The following is a 14,954-nucleotide window of genomic DNA, read 5'->3' as shown; positions in this document are numbered from 1 at the left end:
ATGATCCTGCCCCAGGTCCGCGACCCGCGGTTCATCACGATCCGCCGGGGCGGCACGCTCACCGACGACGACCACCACCTGCTCGCGCTGTGGGCCGCGACCTGCGCCGAGCACGTGCTCGGGCTGTTCGAGGCCGAACGGCCCGGCGACCCGCGGCCCCGCGAGGCCGTCGAGCACGCGCGGGCCTGGGTGCGCGGCGAGGTGAAGATGATGGTGGCCCGGGCCGCGGGCGGCCACGCGATGGGCGCGGCCCGCGACCTGCGGGGAGCCGCCCGGCACGCCGCCTACGCCGCCGGGCAGGCCGCGGTCGTCGCGCACGTCGCGGCGCACGAGCTGGGCGCCGCCGCCTACGCCATCAAGGCCGTCCGGGCCGCCGGGGGCGAGGAGGCCGGTCGCCGCGAATGCGCGTGGCAGCGCGACCGGCTGCCCGGGCCGATCCGCGCCCTGGTGCTCGACGACCAGCGGCTGCGCAACGACATCTGCTGGTCGGTGTTCACCTGAGTCAAGGTCCGCAGTGGCAGGTGACCCTGATCACCTCGCCGGTCTCCCGAGATCGAGGACCCGCGCCAGGACTCGTCCGGGGGCCTCGGCCGCAAGCCCTAACGACTCCACAGAAAATCGACGAGGCGGCGGGCCTCAAGGCCGGTGTCCTCGGCCAGCGCCGCCCGCTTGTCGGGCGGGGTGGTCAGGGCGTGCATCATCGCGCCACCGATGACCGTGTTGAGCAGCAGCGTGACCGACGTGGTGGCGGGCAGATCGCCCCGGCCGATGCCGCGCCGGACGATGGCCCGGGCGGCCTGGATCTGGGCCTCCCGGAGGGCCGCGTAGTGCTCGGCGATGCCCGGAATGGTCGCCGCCTCGAGCTGCAGGCGCAGGGCGGCCCGGCTCGCCGGCCCGGCGTAGACGTCGAGGATCTGGGTCGCCAGCTCGACCAGGTCGCCGTGCAGGGTGCCGGTGTCGACGTCGCTGACGTGCGGCAGGCTGCTCGTCAGGGCGTCCGTGAGCAGCGCCTGCTTGCTGTTCCAGCGCAGATAGAGCGAGGCCTTGCCGACCCCGGCCCGCCGCGCCACCGTCTCCATCGCGAAGCCGGCCCACCCCGCGTCGCCGAACAGGTCGAGGGCGGCCCGGGCGATGCGCCGGTCGACCTCGGGGTCGCGGGGCCGTCCTGTGCTCATGGTGCTCGACGCCTCCTCGCACATTGCTGAACGGTTACCGTCACGATACACTTCGGATAAATGAACACCAAGCGTTCAGTAAAGGCGTGAGGTCATGAAGGACGGGCCGGGCACGATCCTGGTGGGCATCGACGGGTCGACGTCGTCGCTGCGCGCCGCCGCATACGCCACCGGCCTGGCCCGGCGCCAGGGCAGCAAACTGGTCGCCCTCTACGTGCGGACCCGCCCGTCGGCCCTGCTGCCCCTGGCCGACACGGGCGGGGCCGTCGCCACGGTGCTCGACACGCAGGACGCGGTCGAGCGCGAGCTGCGCACCATGTTCGTCGAACGCCTGGCCGACCTCGACCTCGACGCCCACCTGGTCGTGCGCACCGGCGAGCCGTACGCGGAGATCGTCGACGCGGCCCACGAACTGCGCGCCGACGCCATCGTCGTGGGCCGCTCCACGCAGGCCCTGCACCGCATCGCAGGCTCACTGGGCTCGAAGCTGATGCGCTGCGGCCGCTGGCCGGTCACCGTCGTCCCCTGACCGTCGCCGGGACTCGTGCTGCGGTGGCGGCATCCAGGGCGGGCCGCCCGGGGAGCCGGGCCGGGGTGTCGTCCGGCATCGGCGGCGGCGCATCGTCCGCCCGAAGCCACCTTCTCCGCCGTCACGGCCGCTTCTGCAAACTAGCACTTTCACAAACGGACGTTTGTGTTACTGTTCCGGCCATGACCGATCTGGATCTGGCGTTCGCCGCGCTGGGTGACCCCGTGCGGCGGGCGCTGGTGAGCCGGCTCGCGCGCGGTGACGCCACCGTGGGGGAGCTGGCCGAGCCGTTCGACCTGACGCAGCAGGCCATCTCGCACCACGTCGGCGTGCTGCGCCGCTGCGGCCTGGTCGAGCAGCGGCGGGAGGGCACGCGGCGGCCCTGCCGGTTGCGGGCCGACCAGCTGGCCCGGCTCGGCTCGTGGATCGACGAGCAGCGCCACACCTGGAACGACCGCCTCGACGCGCTCGAGGAGCACCTTTCGTGAGCGCGACGCTTTCCGGTGACGAGCTGATCGCCGTACGCCGCCTGGCCGCCCCGCCGCCGCGGGTGTGGACGGCCTTCACCACGCCCGCCGGCATCGCCGCCTTCTGGGGCGGCTCACACGCGGTGGTGCCACCGGAGTCGGTGACCGTCGACCTGCGCGTGGGCGGCGAGTTCGCCCTCGACACGCGCGGCCCCGACGGCACGGGCCGGCGGCTGCGGTTCGTGTACACCGTCGTCGCGCCCCCGCGCGAACTCGTCTTCGACGAACCGGTCACGGGCCTGCGCACCACCGTGACCCTCGACCTCGACGGCGACGGCACCGAACTCACCGTCCACCAGCGCAAGCTCCCGCCTTCACTGCGCACGCCCCAGGCGGCCGACGGCCTCGCCGCCATCCTCGACGCCCTCGCCGCCCATGTGGAGACACCATGACAGCCCAGCAGGACCTGGTCGCCGAATACTTCAACGGGTTCCGTGCCGGCGACCACCCGCGCATCCTGGCCACCCTGACCGACGACGTCGCATGGGTCATTCACGGCCACCGCACCATCACCGGCAAGGCCGGCTTCGACGGCGAGATCGAGAACCCGGCCTTCACCGGCCATCCCGACCTCGACGTGCAGCGCGTCTACGAGGACGGCCCAGTGGTCATCGCGGTGGGCGAGGGCCGCGGCGCAACCGTCGAACACGGCCCGTTCCGCTTCGCCTTCAACGACACGTTCACCTTCCGCGACGGTCTGATCGCCCGCGTCGACTCCTACGTGGTGCCACTGCCCAGGGCATGCTGAACGACTCGACCTCCGTGGTGACCCGATCGGTCCTGACGTTCGAACGGGGGCGGACTTGCGGAATCCCGTTACTTGCCGCGGAAGACCGGCTTGCGCTTCTCCAGGAACGACTGCAGGCCCTCGGCCGCGTCCTCGCTCGCGATGACCTGCTGCACGGCGGCCCATTCCACGGCCATCGCGCCGTCCATGTCGAGCGGCGCGCCTTCCAGCATCGACGTCTTGAGCAGGCCGATCGTGGCGGTGGGCTTGGCGGCCCACTCCCGGGCCCGGGCCGCGACCACTGCCGCGAACTCGTCGTCCGGCACCACCTCGTCGACCAGGCCCAGCGTGCGGGCGTCGGCGGCGGACAGGCGGCGGCCCTCGATCATCAGCAGTTTCGCCTTGTGCAGGCCGAGCAGGCGGGGGAGCCGCTGGCTGCCGCCGGCGCCGGGGAACAGGCCGAGCTGCATCTCGGGGAAGCCGACGGTGGCCGACGCGGCGGCGATGCGCAGGTCGCAGGCCAGCGACAGCTCGGCCCCGCCGCCCAGGGCGTGGCCGTTGAGGGCGGCGATCACCGGTTTTGCGGCCAGTTCGAGCAGGCGCTGCACCTCGATCCAGCGGCGCATCGCGACGTGGTTGTCGAGTGACAGGTCCCGCATGACGGCGATGTCGGCGCCCGCGATGAAGAAACGGCCGACGCCGGTGAGCACGATGACCCGTACGGAAGGGTCGTCGCTCAGGCCGGGAACGACGGTCAGGAACTCCTCGATCAGCTCCGGGTTGACGGCGTTGGCGGGCGGGCGGTCGATCACGACGGTGGCCACACCGGCCGCCACGTCGACGGTGAGAAAGGTCATCGGGTCACTCCAGGACTGTCGGGTCGGCGGCGATGTCGAATGCGGTCAGGACCGCGGCGGTGTGTTCGCCCAGGAGCGGCGCCGGGCGGTCGACGCGTGCGGGCGTACGGGAAAGCTTGAGCACGCTGCCCTCGTGCTTGACCTCGCCGGCCAGCGGGTGCCGCAGCACCGGGTAGAAACCGCGCGCGGCCAGCTGCGGATCGAGATCGGTCAGGTCCTCGCCGGTGCTCACCACGGCGGCGGCAATCCCGTGCGCCTGCAGCAGTTCGGCCGTCTCGGAGGCGCCCCGCGTACGGGTCCAGGCGGCCAGTTCGGTGTCGATGCGGTCCTCGTCGGCTTTACGTTCGGCCAGGTCGAAACCGGCTTCCCGGACGCCTGACAGCCGCGCCAAGGTCCGCCACTGCTCGTCGTTCCCGACCGCGACGGCCACCCACCGGTCCTCGCCCAGCGCCGGGTAGACCCCGTGCGGGGAACGGGTGGCCAGCCGGTGCGGCCAGGCCGGGGTGGCCCCGGTCGCGGGCGTGCCCAGCTGCTGTTCGAGCACGGCCGGGCCCATCGCGGCGGCCATGGCCTCCAGCTGCGACAGGTCCACGAACCCGCCCCGCTTGTCCTGCAGCAGCGCGACGATCGCCAGCACGGCGGCGTTGGCGGCCACCATGTCGCCCAGCCCGAACGTGAGCCCTTGCGGGTCGCCGCCCGGGTCGGCGGTCTCGTGGGTGAGCCCGGACATCGCGGCCAGCGTGTCGGCGAACGTGACCGCGTTGCGCCACGGCCCGTCCTGCCCCACCCCGGACATCGACACCGCGATGATCCCCGGGTTCACCTCGGCCAGCGACGCGTGGTCGAGGCCCCATTTGACCATCGTGCCGGGGCTGTAGTTGTCGATGATCACGTCGCACTCGGCGGCCAGCCGGCGCACGACCTCCTGACCTTCGGGGGTGCGCATGTTGACGGCGATCGAGCGTTTGCCGCGGTTGAAGTTGAGGAAGTAGCCGCCGTCGTCGTGGGTGGCGCCGGGCCGCAGCCGCATCGAGGGCGCGAACCGGGTGGGGTCCTGCCGGTGCTTCGACTCGACCTTGACGACGTCGGCGCCGTGGTCGGCGAGCTGCCGTGTCGCGTACGGGCCGGCCAGCACCCACGTCAGATCGAGCACCCGCAGCCCGGTCAGGGCCGGTTGGCCGTCGGTGCCGCGCCGCCAGGTCTTCGTGCCCGGTTCCGACGCGGGCAGCGTGATGGCGTAGCCGACGTCGGTCAGCCCGTCCACCTCGATGAAGAAGTTGCGCGCCCGCAGCTGCGGGTTGCCGGCCAGCTGATCGGCCCGGCTGACCTCGGCCCACGGCAAGGCCCGCCGCCGGCCCTGTTCGCCGAGGGTTTCCGCCGTACGCCGGGCCGCGAACCGGGCCACGACCTCGTCCACGTGCGGGCGGGAGTTCCAGCGGTACACGGCGTCCGCGTACTTCTCGTCGGTCAGGTCCTCCGCCTCACCCGCCTCGACCATCCAGGCCAGCAGGTCCGTCCACATGCGGTTGCTGCCCGAGTAGCCACCGGCGGCGTACCCGTCGGCCGCCTTGAACACCCGGTGCGCGACGTGGCCGTAGATTCCTCCCGTACGGCGGGGGAACGCACCGGCGTGGATCCAGGCGATCGCGCCGGTCTCCAGCGTGGCCGCCACCGCCTCCTGCACCGACACGTCGATGAGCTGGCCCGCGCCGTCCCGGTCCTCGGCCAGCAGCCCCAGGTAGGCCCCGATCGCGGCGTGGGCGCCCGCGACCTGCAGCGCCGACTCGCGCGGCGGCGGCTTGGGCGGTCCGTCGGCGCGGCCGCCGAGCCAGGTCATGCCGCCCGCGGACGCCGCGATCAGGTCGTCGGCCAGCCAGTCGCGGCGCGGCCCGGTGAGCCCGAACGGTGTCACCACCACGTGCACCCGGTTCGGCCAGCGCGACTCGCCCGCCTCGGTCAGGCCCCGCAGCTTGGCGACGGGCCCGCTCTCCACGACCACGTCGGCGTCGGCGGCCAGCGCGTCCAGGTCGTCGGTGACCACCCGCCGGGTCCGGGCGTACCAGTGCAGGTCCGCGGCCCGGTCGGCCGGCTCTTCGAGGGGCACCCGTACGACGTCGGCGCCGAGCCCCACCAGCGCGCGGATCGCCGCCGCGCCGAGTTCGTCGGTCAGATCCAGGACTCGCACTATCGATCCTTTCCGGCAGAGGGAAACGGGGGCGGGGGAGGGGAGCCGGCCGCGGCGGGGATCGCGGGCGGCGCGGCCGGGCTCCGCCGCAGGTGTTCGAGGTCGGCCGCCGCGGCCACGAGGGCCGGGTCGCGCAGGGCGGGTTTGCTGACTTTGCCGGACCCGTTGCGGGGCAACGAGTCCAGGACGGCGACGTAGCGCGGCCAGGCGTGCCGGGGCAGCCGCTCCCGGCACCACGCGTGCACGTCCCCGGGTGTCACGTCCGCCCCGGCGCCGACCGCCACGAGCAGGTCCTCCTCGGTGAATTCGGAGCTGACCCCGGCCGCGGCCGCCTCGCGGACACCGGGCATGGCGGCCACCGCCGATTCCACGTCCCAGGCGGAGATGTTCTCGCCGCGGCGCCGGATCACGTCGGAGTGCCGTCCGCAGAAGACCAGCCGGCCGCCGTCGTCGAACCGGCCCAGGTCGCCCGTCGCGATCCACTCCGGGGGACCGCCGGGCCCACCGACGTAGCCCAGCGTGCTGATGTGCGGGTGCCGGGCCCGCACCGTGATGCCGCCGATCTCACCCTGCGGCACGGGCTTCCCGGCGCCGTCGCGCAGCGTCACCTCGTACTCGGGAAGCGGTTTTCCGGCAGTGCCCATGACGACGTCGCCCACGCGGTTCGACGTGACGTCGCCGAGCTCCGTGCAGGCGTACGCCTCGACCAGCTCGACGCCGAAGCGCGACCGGAACTGCTCGGCCAGCCACCGCGGCGCGGGCCCGCCGTAGGCCCGCGTGACCCCGTGTTCCCCGGCTTCCTTCCCCGTACGGAGGAGGATCGCCGCCACGGCCCCCATGAAGTTGAACGCGGTCACGCCCTCGGCCCGGCAGACGGCCCAGAACGCCGACGCCGAGAACCGCGGCACCGCCAGCAGCCGGGCCCCGCTGACGAGCGCCGCCAGCAGGCCGGTGTGCCTGACGTTGACGTGGTTCCACGGGAAAGCGTTGTACAGAACGTCATCCGGGCCGTAGCGCATTGAGTCACTGACCCGCCGCGCGTGCCGCACACCGGCGAAATGCGGCAGCAGCACGCCCTTGGGCCGGCCCGTGGTGCCCGAAGTGCTCAGCACGAGCGCCGGATCCCCGGGCCCGGGCGGGTGGGGGAGCGGCCCCGGGCGTACGTCGTCGAGGGTGCCCGGACCGCCGCCGTCGTCCACGGTGAACACCGCCGGCGCGAGCGTGGCCAGCGCCGGGTTGGCGGCCAGGGCGGCCGTGCCGAGCAGAGCCACCGCCGCGCGCGGCCCGCCGCCGGGCGTGTCCAGGGCGACGGGCACCTCGACCAGCCCGGCCCGGGCCACTCCGGCGACGACGACCGCGAGGGCGGGCCCCGGACGCAGGCAGGTCACCACCGGCATCTGCGGGCCGAGGCCCAGGGCGGGCGAGGCCAGCTGCCGGGCGACCCGTTCGGCCCCCCGCAGCAGCTCGCCGGCCGTGACGCCGCCCGCGCCCAGGAAGGTGGCCACCACGGCGGCCGGGTCGCTCTCGGCCCGCCGGGTCAGGACGTCGACCAGCGTCTCCGGCTGCCCGGTGACGGGTTTCGGTTGCGCCGCCACCACGTCCGAGCGCCCGGTCACGGCCGTCATCGGGCCAGGTTGACCCATACGCCCTTGGTCTCGGTGAACTCGTCCAGGGCGTACGTGCCCATCTCGCGCCCCCACCCGGACAGGCCGAAACCGCCCCACGGCGCGCCCGGATCGATCAGCGGCAGCTGATTGACGAAAACGGTGCCGGCGTGGATGCGGGCGGCCAGCCGGTGCGCCGACGTGAGGTCCTGCGTCCACAGCACGGCGGCCAGGCCGAAGTCGGTGTCGTTGGCCCGCGCCACGACCTCGTCCTCGTCGTCGTAACTGAAGACCGACAGCACCGGGCCGAAGATCTCCTCGCGGGCGATGGTCATGTCGTCCCGCACGCCGGAGAAGACGGTCGGCGTGAAGAAGTAGCCGTCGTCCAGGCCCGCCCCCGACGCGCGCCGGCCGCCGGTGACGAGCTGGGCGCCCTGCTCGACCCCGCCGGCCACGTAGCCGGCCACCCGGTCCAACTGCTCCTGCGAGACCAGCGGGCCGAGCACGGTGTCGAAATCCAGACCGGGCCCGATCTTGAGGGTCTGCGCGGCCGCCGCGATCTTCTCGGTGAACTCGTCGTGCCGCTTGGCGTCGACGTAGAACCGGGTGTACGCACCGCAGGCCTGCCCGGTGTTGAACAACGCGCCCTGCAGGTTGCCGGCCACGGCGGCGTCGATGTCGGCGCCGCGGGTGATGATGCTCGGCGCCTTGCCGCCCAGCTCCAGGCTGACCCGCTTGAGGTCGGCCGCGGCCACCCCGGCGATCTGCTGGCCCACCTCGGTCGAGCCGGTGAACGAGATCTTGTTGACGCCGCGGTGCGCGACCAGGGCCCGGCCCACCTCGGGGCCGCCGGTCAGCACGTTGACCACCCCGGCCGGGATGCCCGCCTCCAGGCACAGCGCGCCCAGCTTGAGCGTGCTCAGCGGGGTCTGCTCGGCCGGCTTCAGCACCACGGTGTTGCCGGTGGCCAGGGCCGGGGCCAGCTTCCAGGCGGCGATCGCGAACGGGAAGTTCCACGGCGTGATCAGCCCGACCACGCCCAGCGGCTCGCGCCGGGTGTAGTGCAGCGTGTCCGGCACCGACACCTGCGACAGCTTGCCCTCGATCTTGGTGGCCCAGCCCGCGTAGTAGCGGAACACCTGCGCGGCCAGCGTGACGTTGACGTTCGTGGTGAGCGCGATGGGCATGCCCTGATCGCGCGTCTCCAGCTCGGCCAGCGCGGCGGCGTCCCGCTCGATCAGGTCGGCCACCTTCCACAGCAGCCGCCCGCGGGCGTCCGGGCTCAGATCCCGCCAGGCCGGATCCTCGTACGCGGTGCGGGCCGCGGCCACCGCGGCGTCGACGTCGGCGCTGCCCGCCTCGGCGAACTCGGCCAGCCTGGTCCCACTGGCCGGGTCGAAGGTCTCGCTGACCTGGCCCGAAGCCGCCGGAACCCACTCACCGGCGATCAACAGCTGTTCCGCCACGATGCCCTCCCTCGCCGGCGGCACGCCCACCGCGCCACCGAGGCCCCGATCGTCGGGCGACCCCCGAACAGGGTCAACGCGATCGGACCGCCCACCGGACCGCCGCGGTAGGCCCCCGCGACCCGCCTGGGACACGATCGGCCCATGGGAGCTGTGGTGATCACCGGCGGTACGAGCGGCATCGGCCTGGCCGTGGCTTCGGCGCTGGTCGCCAGGGGCCGTCCGGTAGCGATCATGGGCCGCGACGCCACCCGCTGCGCGTCGGCGCTCGCCGCGCTGAGCGACGCCACCCCGGCCGTGGTGCTCAACAGCGCCCCCGCCGCCGCCGGCCCGCCCGTCCCCGCCATAGGGTCCAGTGGCCGCGGCACCGTACCGCCCGCCGACGGCGGAGTGCTCGCAGTGGCCGGTGACACCACCGATGCCGGCGCCCTGACTGCGCTGGTCGGCGCGGCGGAACGTCGCTGGGGCACGGTCGACGGCCTGGTCACCGCGGCCGGCCGGCTGGCCCGGGGTGACCTGCTCACGCTGACCGAGGCCGACTTCCGGGCCGCCTGGGAGACCAACGTGATGGGCACCTGGCTTGCGATCCGGGCCGCGGCCCCCGGCATGACCGCCCGCGGCCACGGCCGGATCGTCACGATCGGCTCGGTGCTCGGCTCGACCGGCGCCCCTGAACGTGCGGGCTACGCCGCCACCAAGGGCGCGGTCGCCGCCCTGACCCGTTCCGTGGCCCTGGAGCTGGCCGGCACCGGCGTCACTGTCAACTGTGTCGCCCCCGGCCCCGTACGGACCCCGATGAACGCCGGCGACACGGTCTCGGACGCCTTCACGGCCAAGGTGCCACTGGGCCGCTGGGGCACCCCCGACGAGGTCGCCCACGCCGTGGTCACCTTGCTGGACCCGGCAAGCAGCTTCACGACAGGCAGCACCTGGCACGTCGACGGCGGCTACACCGCTCAGTGACGGGTCCGCCTACTTCTTCCGTCCGGTCGCCACGATCATGCCGCCGTAGCCCTCTCGCAGGCTGTTGTCTCCCACCACGTCGAGGTTCAACTGTCGTGACACCGGTGCAAGGGCTTGTTCAACGTCGCGCTCCGTCACCGGGCAGGCGGGGTAGGACGTGCCGTTGACGAGGTAGCCGTTCGATTCCCGCATGAACGCAGCCGCGAACGGAGCGCCGCGCTTCAGCGAACCCACGAACTGTTGGGTCGCGCGACGGAACTCGTCGTTCCGGGTCGTGACCGACTCCGCCCCGAAGAACATCGTGCCGAGATCGAATTGATCCGGTTGAAGGCTGAAGAGGTTGCCCTTGGCCACCACGGCTCGATCGGCCAGAACCGCCATCGGCCGCGCGATGGTGGCGTACTCCGGCCTGCCGTCGGCAATCGCGTGCCAGAACAGGTCCCATGAGGATTGTGGCTGTCGCAGCGCCTGGTTCAGCCATTCCCGGCTCGGTCTGCCCCGGTCGAGGAGGATCACCCGGCCGGCGAAGGGCAGCATCAGCATCGCGGGGTAGAGGTTCGGGCCGGTGCCGACATCGACTGCGTCGCCAAGCTTTCGCCCTCTGACAGTGCGGGCGAAGAAGCTCGCGACGATCTCGATGATCCGGGCGTCGTCCCGGCGTAAAATGGCATAGTTGTGGACGAAGTACTGCTCCGGGTCGAATTCGTCCCAGTTCACGTCGGCGTTACCGACGTGTGTCATGACGGGCGCGAGACCGCTGACGGAGGCGGAAACCCTCTCGTCGTTCCTCACATCGGAGCGGGCCTCGCCGGCGGTCCGGGTCAGGCGGCGGAGCGGCGTGGCGGCGTCGATCCACAACCAGGCCCGTACGAGTGACGATTTGACCTCGACGTCCACCACCTCGAACTGATCGCGGTCGCGCTCGTGCGATCCCGCATCGAAGACGTCCCGGTAGAGGCGGTCGGTGACGAGCGCGACGACATCGGCTTCCGGGTTGCTGTTGGCCGCGTTGTGCAACGTCGAGCTGTCGAGCAGACGTGCCAGCTCGACGATGGTCGAGCCGGCCGGACCTGACGCCGCGACAGGGAACCGGCCGATACCCACCGACAGCCGAAGCCGGATCCGGTCCCGGGGATGGCCGGTGTTGTCGGCCTCAACTTCTCTGCTCATAATTCGGAGCAGGTCGGGCAGGACGCGGTGCTCCGCCAACCCCGGTGGAAGGACGACGAGCATGCCGTCGCCGCGATCCTCCCGGACGGCCTGGCCGACGTTCACGCCGAGGCCCGCGAAGACCCGCTCGACCAGGGCCATGAACCGCTCTCGTACCTCGCGTTGCCGCCGGTCCGGTCGGGCACCGAACTGAATGACGTCAACCGCGAAGCCGATCCGCGTCCCGGCCGGGGAATCCGGGACCGACCGGCGGTCGTCGACGACCGCCGAGATCGCAGCGGCTACCTCCAACGTGCGTTCGGCGTTGGCGGAAAGCTCACGCAGGCGATCGACGTCACCGCTCAGTTGTTCCCTGAGGTGGCCGAGGATCGCCTCGTCGGTGGGCAACAGCCGGGGCAACGCGGTTTCCATTCGGTCGCGGATCACCTCGACGTCGAACTCGACAGCCGTGAGTTCCTGAAGCGCATCAATGATCTCAGCCATATCGGTCGTGACGCGCGGGACCATTGCCGCCACTGCCTCGAGATCAACTGGTTCCCGCAACGCCTGCGCGAGCACATTCACACGGCCGGTGGCTTCGCCTTGGAGGCGGGTTACGGAACCGCCATCACCACGCTTGAGTACGTGCGCGCGCAGTTTTGCCGCGTCCATCAGATAACGGCCCAACGGCGCCATCTCCGGGCTGCCCTCGCCCCAGATGAATCGGTCCAAGGCCCCCGCGTCGTCCTGGCCGGTCAGGACGGCCAGCCGGCGCATCCCGGGGCCCGGGCTCGCGGTGACCTCCCAGCACGGGAATCCACCGAGGTCGAGGCCGCGATTCCACCACCCGTCGGCATCGTCCGGATGTGCCGGTATCGCGGCTCTGATGACGGACGGGGTGGCGCCGGCCGTGCCGGTGGCGAGATAGAGGATCGCTCCGCCCAGCAGGGCGTCGACGTTGCCGTGCGAAAGTGCCTCCCACCACCGGGTGTGTTCCGGCCAGGCCGATGTGTCGGAGGGCACCTCGAAGGCGTCCATCATCAGCGACAACGTCAGCACGTCGGCCTCGCGCCGGACGACCGTACGGAAGCCCAGTTGCGGGTTGGTTCGTGCGGCGAGGATGCCTTCGGGCGCGGATGCGGGATCAGATGGGAAAGCCGCCTCAGAGGGACTTGAATTATTGAACGACTGCCATAGCGCATTGAGCTGGCGCACCGCCCTGGCCGCATCCGGCCCCGTGAGCGCCGCGAAGTGATGGACGACGAGCTGCTGTTCGGTGATGGGGCTGGAGGCGCGCGTCGAGCCCGGCTGATCGGGAACGGCTTCGTCCAGGATGAGCCCGAGGCGCTGCGCCATGCGCGCGCCCATCGAGGCGAACGGCGTGAGGAAAGTGTTCACCGACGTGATCCCGTTCGGGTCGGCGATCGCGGCGCGGACCGTGTCGCCTGCTCGGGCGTGGCGTTCCAGGTAACCGGTGAGCAGTTCGTAGATGTCCCATTCCTCGCTCACCGTCGTGCCGCGGTAGAGGAGTTCGGGCACGTCGGGCAGAAAGCGCATCAGTGTGTCCCCGGAGCCGGTGCTCTCCGGTGTCCTTTCCAGCAGGCCGCTGACCAGGAGTTCGGCTATCTGGCTGGTTGCGGGCCGGTCCACCAGGTGCTCGTGCAGCACCTTGATCAGCGGCAAGGACAGGAGGGGGGCGCCGGCCAGGATGTGAGCCAGCTGTTGCGCCCCGGGGCTCGCCCGCATCTCGAAAGTGCGCAACCGGTCGGCGGCGGACGGCGCGACGGCCGGTTCCGGGAGGCCGGCCCGCGGGCGCGTCCAGATCGCCTCGTTCCACGGGCTTCCGCTGACTATCGCCCGGGTCCAGCGCAGTATCGACTCCGGCTCGAGTTCGAGCACGGGGACCGGAAGGTCGGCGGGGGAGATGTCGTCGTCGCTCCACCAGGCGGTGCGGCTGTCCAGGGACGCGTTCGGCTCGGCGGGGCGGCCGGAACGAACCACGCCCGCGGGCGGGCCCACCGTCGTATAGCCCCAGTGCGACTGGGGCAGCAGATGCACCAGCGCAGTCGGCATCGCCGCCGCCCAGCGCCGGAGCATCGTCCACATGCCGCTGTGGCGCCAGCCGTCACCCGTACCGTCGCTGAGGAACAGCACGAGACGCCGACCGGCCGGATCGACCAGCTGGGCCGCCTGGTGGGCGACCTCGGCCGTGTCGTGGACGAGCGGCTCGCCGGACACGGCCCGGACGGCGCGGTCGACGGTCCAACGGGTGACCGCCCGGAAGGCCCCCGATCGCCGTAGCGTCCGTTCCAGCTCATCGACCGTTTCCGACCAGGCCAGCGCGACCGTTGTCCGGTCCACGACCACGGCCACGTCGAGGCCACGCTCGCGCCCGGACCGGGTTACCACCACCAGCCTGCGGGCGTCGGCGGTCGCTTCCACGGTGGCGTCGACGTCGACGACGGGTAGGCCTGCCCGGTGCACCCGCCGGAACAGGGACAGCGCGGTCGTCGTGACGATGTCGGTGGGCGCTTTCGCCGGGAGCCCGAGCCCCACCTCGGTGACCGGTGCTCCGCCGGGACTGAGCGGTTCCGCGTCTCCGACGGGCAGGGCGAGCTCGGCGGCCGGCTTCGCCGCCGGAAGCTCGCCGGCCGGGGCGCCGTCTTCGGTCTTGTCCGGTGATGTCTCCTCCGGGGCCGGGCCGTCCGGTACGGGCTCGTGCGCGTACTCGGGCCGGGGCGTCCGCGCCGCCAGCCAGATCGCCTCGGCGAGCTGCTCGGGGTCGCTCGCCGGGAAGGCGGCCGCGAGGATGCGCGCGAGCCCGTCGTTCACCGGCCGCTCAGCTCCTCCAGCAGCGCCTTCTCCAACCGTTGGCGGGTGTCCGCCGTGATGCCGTGGTCCGCCGTGACGAGGTAGAGGTAGTTCAGAAGCTGGTCGATGGCCAGCCGCTCCCCGGCGACCAGCCGCTGCCGGAACTCGGCGATCTTCGCGCGGTCGTCGCCGTCCACCGAGTCGAGGTAGCCATCCACCACGTCCTGGAGAAACGTCAACTCCGGCGTGGCCATCTCGAAGCGGACGCATCGCCGGAGGAACGGTGCGGGGAAGGTGCGTTCCCCGTTGCTGGTCATGATGATGATCGGCCAGTGGGTACGGCGGACCACGCCGCCCTTCACGTCGTAGGTTTCGCGGTCATGGCCTCGGACGGTTTGCCGGACTTTCGACTTGCCGTTGGCGCCGGCGCGGGCCTCGCGGACCAGCGGCGGGATGTCGAACTCGCCCTCCTCGAGGACGTTGAGCAGGTCGCTGGGCAGGTCGAAATCGCTCTTGTCGATCTCGTCGATCAGCACCGCCCGGGGTTTGTCGCGGCTGGCGAGGGCGGTGCCGAGCGGGCCCAGGGTGACGTACTTCTCGACCTTGATGACGGTCTTCTTGATCTGTGTGGCGTGCAGCCGGCCGAGCGCGTCGTAGTGGAAAAGCCCGTCGTCCAGCACGCTGCGCGAGGTGATGTGCCACTTCAGTGGTTCACCGAGGGAGAGTTCCTGGGCGATCAAGTTGATCAGCGTCGACTTGCCGGAACCGGGCGCGCCGGTGAGCAGCAGTGGCCGGCGCAGGTGGAGGGCGGCGTTGACCGCGTCGAGAAGATCGTCGGTGAGCACGAAACGGCTGACTGCCACGTCCCGCACTCGCCACGGCGGCACCTTGGGAAGGTTTCGCCAAGCCTCGTCGCTGATGCCCCCGCGATCCTGTCCGGTGAAGATTCGCCACGCCATGC

At 72.0% G+C, this 14,954-nt stretch carries 13 protein-coding genes; 6 read left to right on the top strand and 7 right to left on the bottom strand.

All coding sequences use genetic code 11. The features are described from left to right. Positions 1 to 501, top strand: coding sequence for a putative immunity protein (locus BKA14_RS20190; RefSeq protein ID WP_184956842.1), 501 nt, complete (start codon positions 1 to 3; stop codon positions 499 to 501). 98 nt (positions 502 to 599) lie between these two features. Here the strand turns inward: BKA14_RS20190 and BKA14_RS20185 are convergent, their stop codons facing one another. Further along, entirely contained in the window at positions 600 to 1,175 is a 576-nt protein-coding gene (locus tag BKA14_RS20185) for a TetR/AcrR family transcriptional regulator (RefSeq protein WP_184952487.1), read from the bottom strand. A 94-nt stretch (positions 1,176 to 1,269) separates the two neighbouring features. On the opposite strand from BKA14_RS20185, the gene BKA14_RS20180 reads away from it, so the two are divergent. The 4 genes from BKA14_RS20180 to BKA14_RS20165 all read left to right on the top strand — a co-directional run bounded on the left by BKA14_RS20180 (position 1,270) and on the right by BKA14_RS20165 (position 2,979). Beyond that, positions 1,270 to 1,704, top strand: coding sequence for a universal stress protein (locus BKA14_RS20180; protein ID WP_184952486.1), 435 nt, complete (start codon positions 1,270 to 1,272; stop codon positions 1,702 to 1,704). A gap of 182 nt (positions 1,705 to 1,886) precedes the next feature. Next, positions 1,887 to 2,192, top strand: coding sequence for an ArsR/SmtB family transcription factor (locus BKA14_RS20175; RefSeq protein ID WP_184952485.1), 306 nt, complete (start codon positions 1,887 to 1,889; stop codon positions 2,190 to 2,192). Further along, positions 2,189 to 2,623: an SRPBCC family protein gene (locus BKA14_RS20170; protein WP_184952484.1), complete on the top strand. Its 435-nt coding sequence runs from the start codon at positions 2,189 to 2,191 to the stop codon at positions 2,621 to 2,623. Before BKA14_RS20175 ends, BKA14_RS20170 begins: the two co-directional genes overlap by 4 nt. Continuing rightward, complete coding sequence (locus tag BKA14_RS20165) at positions 2,620 to 2,979, top strand: nuclear transport factor 2 family protein (protein ID WP_184952483.1); 360 nt, start codon at positions 2,620 to 2,622, stop codon at positions 2,977 to 2,979. The genes BKA14_RS20170 and BKA14_RS20165 overlap by 4 nt, the downstream gene beginning before the upstream one ends. Positions 2,980 to 3,047: 68 nt before the next feature. Here BKA14_RS20165 and BKA14_RS20160 read toward each other — a convergent pair whose 3' ends face one another. Genes BKA14_RS20160 through BKA14_RS20145 form a run of 4 tightly spaced genes read right to left on the bottom strand, consistent with a single transcriptional unit; the run spans position 3,048 to position 9,070 of the window. Then, a complete protein-coding gene (locus BKA14_RS20160; protein ID WP_184952482.1) occupies positions 3,048 to 3,815 on the bottom strand; it encodes an enoyl-CoA hydratase/isomerase family protein in 768 nt (255 codons plus the stop codon). Positions 3,816 to 3,819: 4 nt separating this feature from the next. Further along, complete coding sequence (locus BKA14_RS20155) at positions 3,820 to 6,000, bottom strand: CaiB/BaiF CoA-transferase family protein (RefSeq protein ID WP_184952481.1); 2,181 nt, start codon at positions 5,998 to 6,000, stop codon at positions 3,820 to 3,822. Beyond that, positions 6,000 to 7,625 (bottom strand): AMP-binding protein, encoded by a 1,626-nt coding sequence (locus BKA14_RS20150; RefSeq protein ID WP_184952480.1) that lies wholly within the window; start codon positions 7,623 to 7,625, stop codon positions 6,000 to 6,002. The genes BKA14_RS20155 and BKA14_RS20150 overlap by 1 nt, the downstream gene beginning before the upstream one ends. Beyond that, complete coding sequence (locus tag BKA14_RS20145) at positions 7,622 to 9,070, bottom strand: aldehyde dehydrogenase family protein (RefSeq protein WP_203722391.1); 1,449 nt, start codon at positions 9,068 to 9,070, stop codon at positions 7,622 to 7,624. The genes BKA14_RS20150 and BKA14_RS20145 overlap by 4 nt, the downstream gene beginning before the upstream one ends. Before the next feature lie 144 nt (positions 9,071 to 9,214). Between BKA14_RS20145 and BKA14_RS20140 the strand changes: the two genes are divergently transcribed. After that, positions 9,215 to 10,033: an SDR family NAD(P)-dependent oxidoreductase gene (locus BKA14_RS20140; protein ID WP_184952479.1), complete on the top strand. Its 819-nt coding sequence runs from the start codon at positions 9,215 to 9,217 to the stop codon at positions 10,031 to 10,033. 9 nt (positions 10,034 to 10,042) lie between these two features. Here the strand turns inward: BKA14_RS20140 and BKA14_RS45170 are convergent, their stop codons facing one another. Together BKA14_RS45170 and BKA14_RS20130 are read right to left on the bottom strand one after the other, a co-directional pair. Beyond that, positions 10,043 to 14,014, bottom strand: coding sequence for an SCO2525 family SAM-dependent methyltransferase (locus BKA14_RS45170; protein ID WP_184952478.1), 3,972 nt, complete (start codon positions 14,012 to 14,014; stop codon positions 10,043 to 10,045). Then, positions 14,011 to 14,952, bottom strand: a complete 942-nt coding sequence (locus BKA14_RS20130) for an AAA family ATPase (protein WP_184952477.1) — start codon at positions 14,950 to 14,952, stop codon at positions 14,011 to 14,013. Before BKA14_RS20130 ends, BKA14_RS45170 begins: the two co-directional genes overlap by 4 nt. Between the last annotated feature and the right edge of the window lie 2 nt (positions 14,953 to 14,954).

It is taken from the genome of Paractinoplanes abujensis (assembly GCF_014204895.1).
Taxonomy (GTDB): Bacteria; Actinomycetota; Actinomycetes; order Mycobacteriales; family Micromonosporaceae; genus Actinoplanes; species Actinoplanes abujensis.
This window is presented reverse-complemented; position numbering and strand designations above follow the sequence as displayed.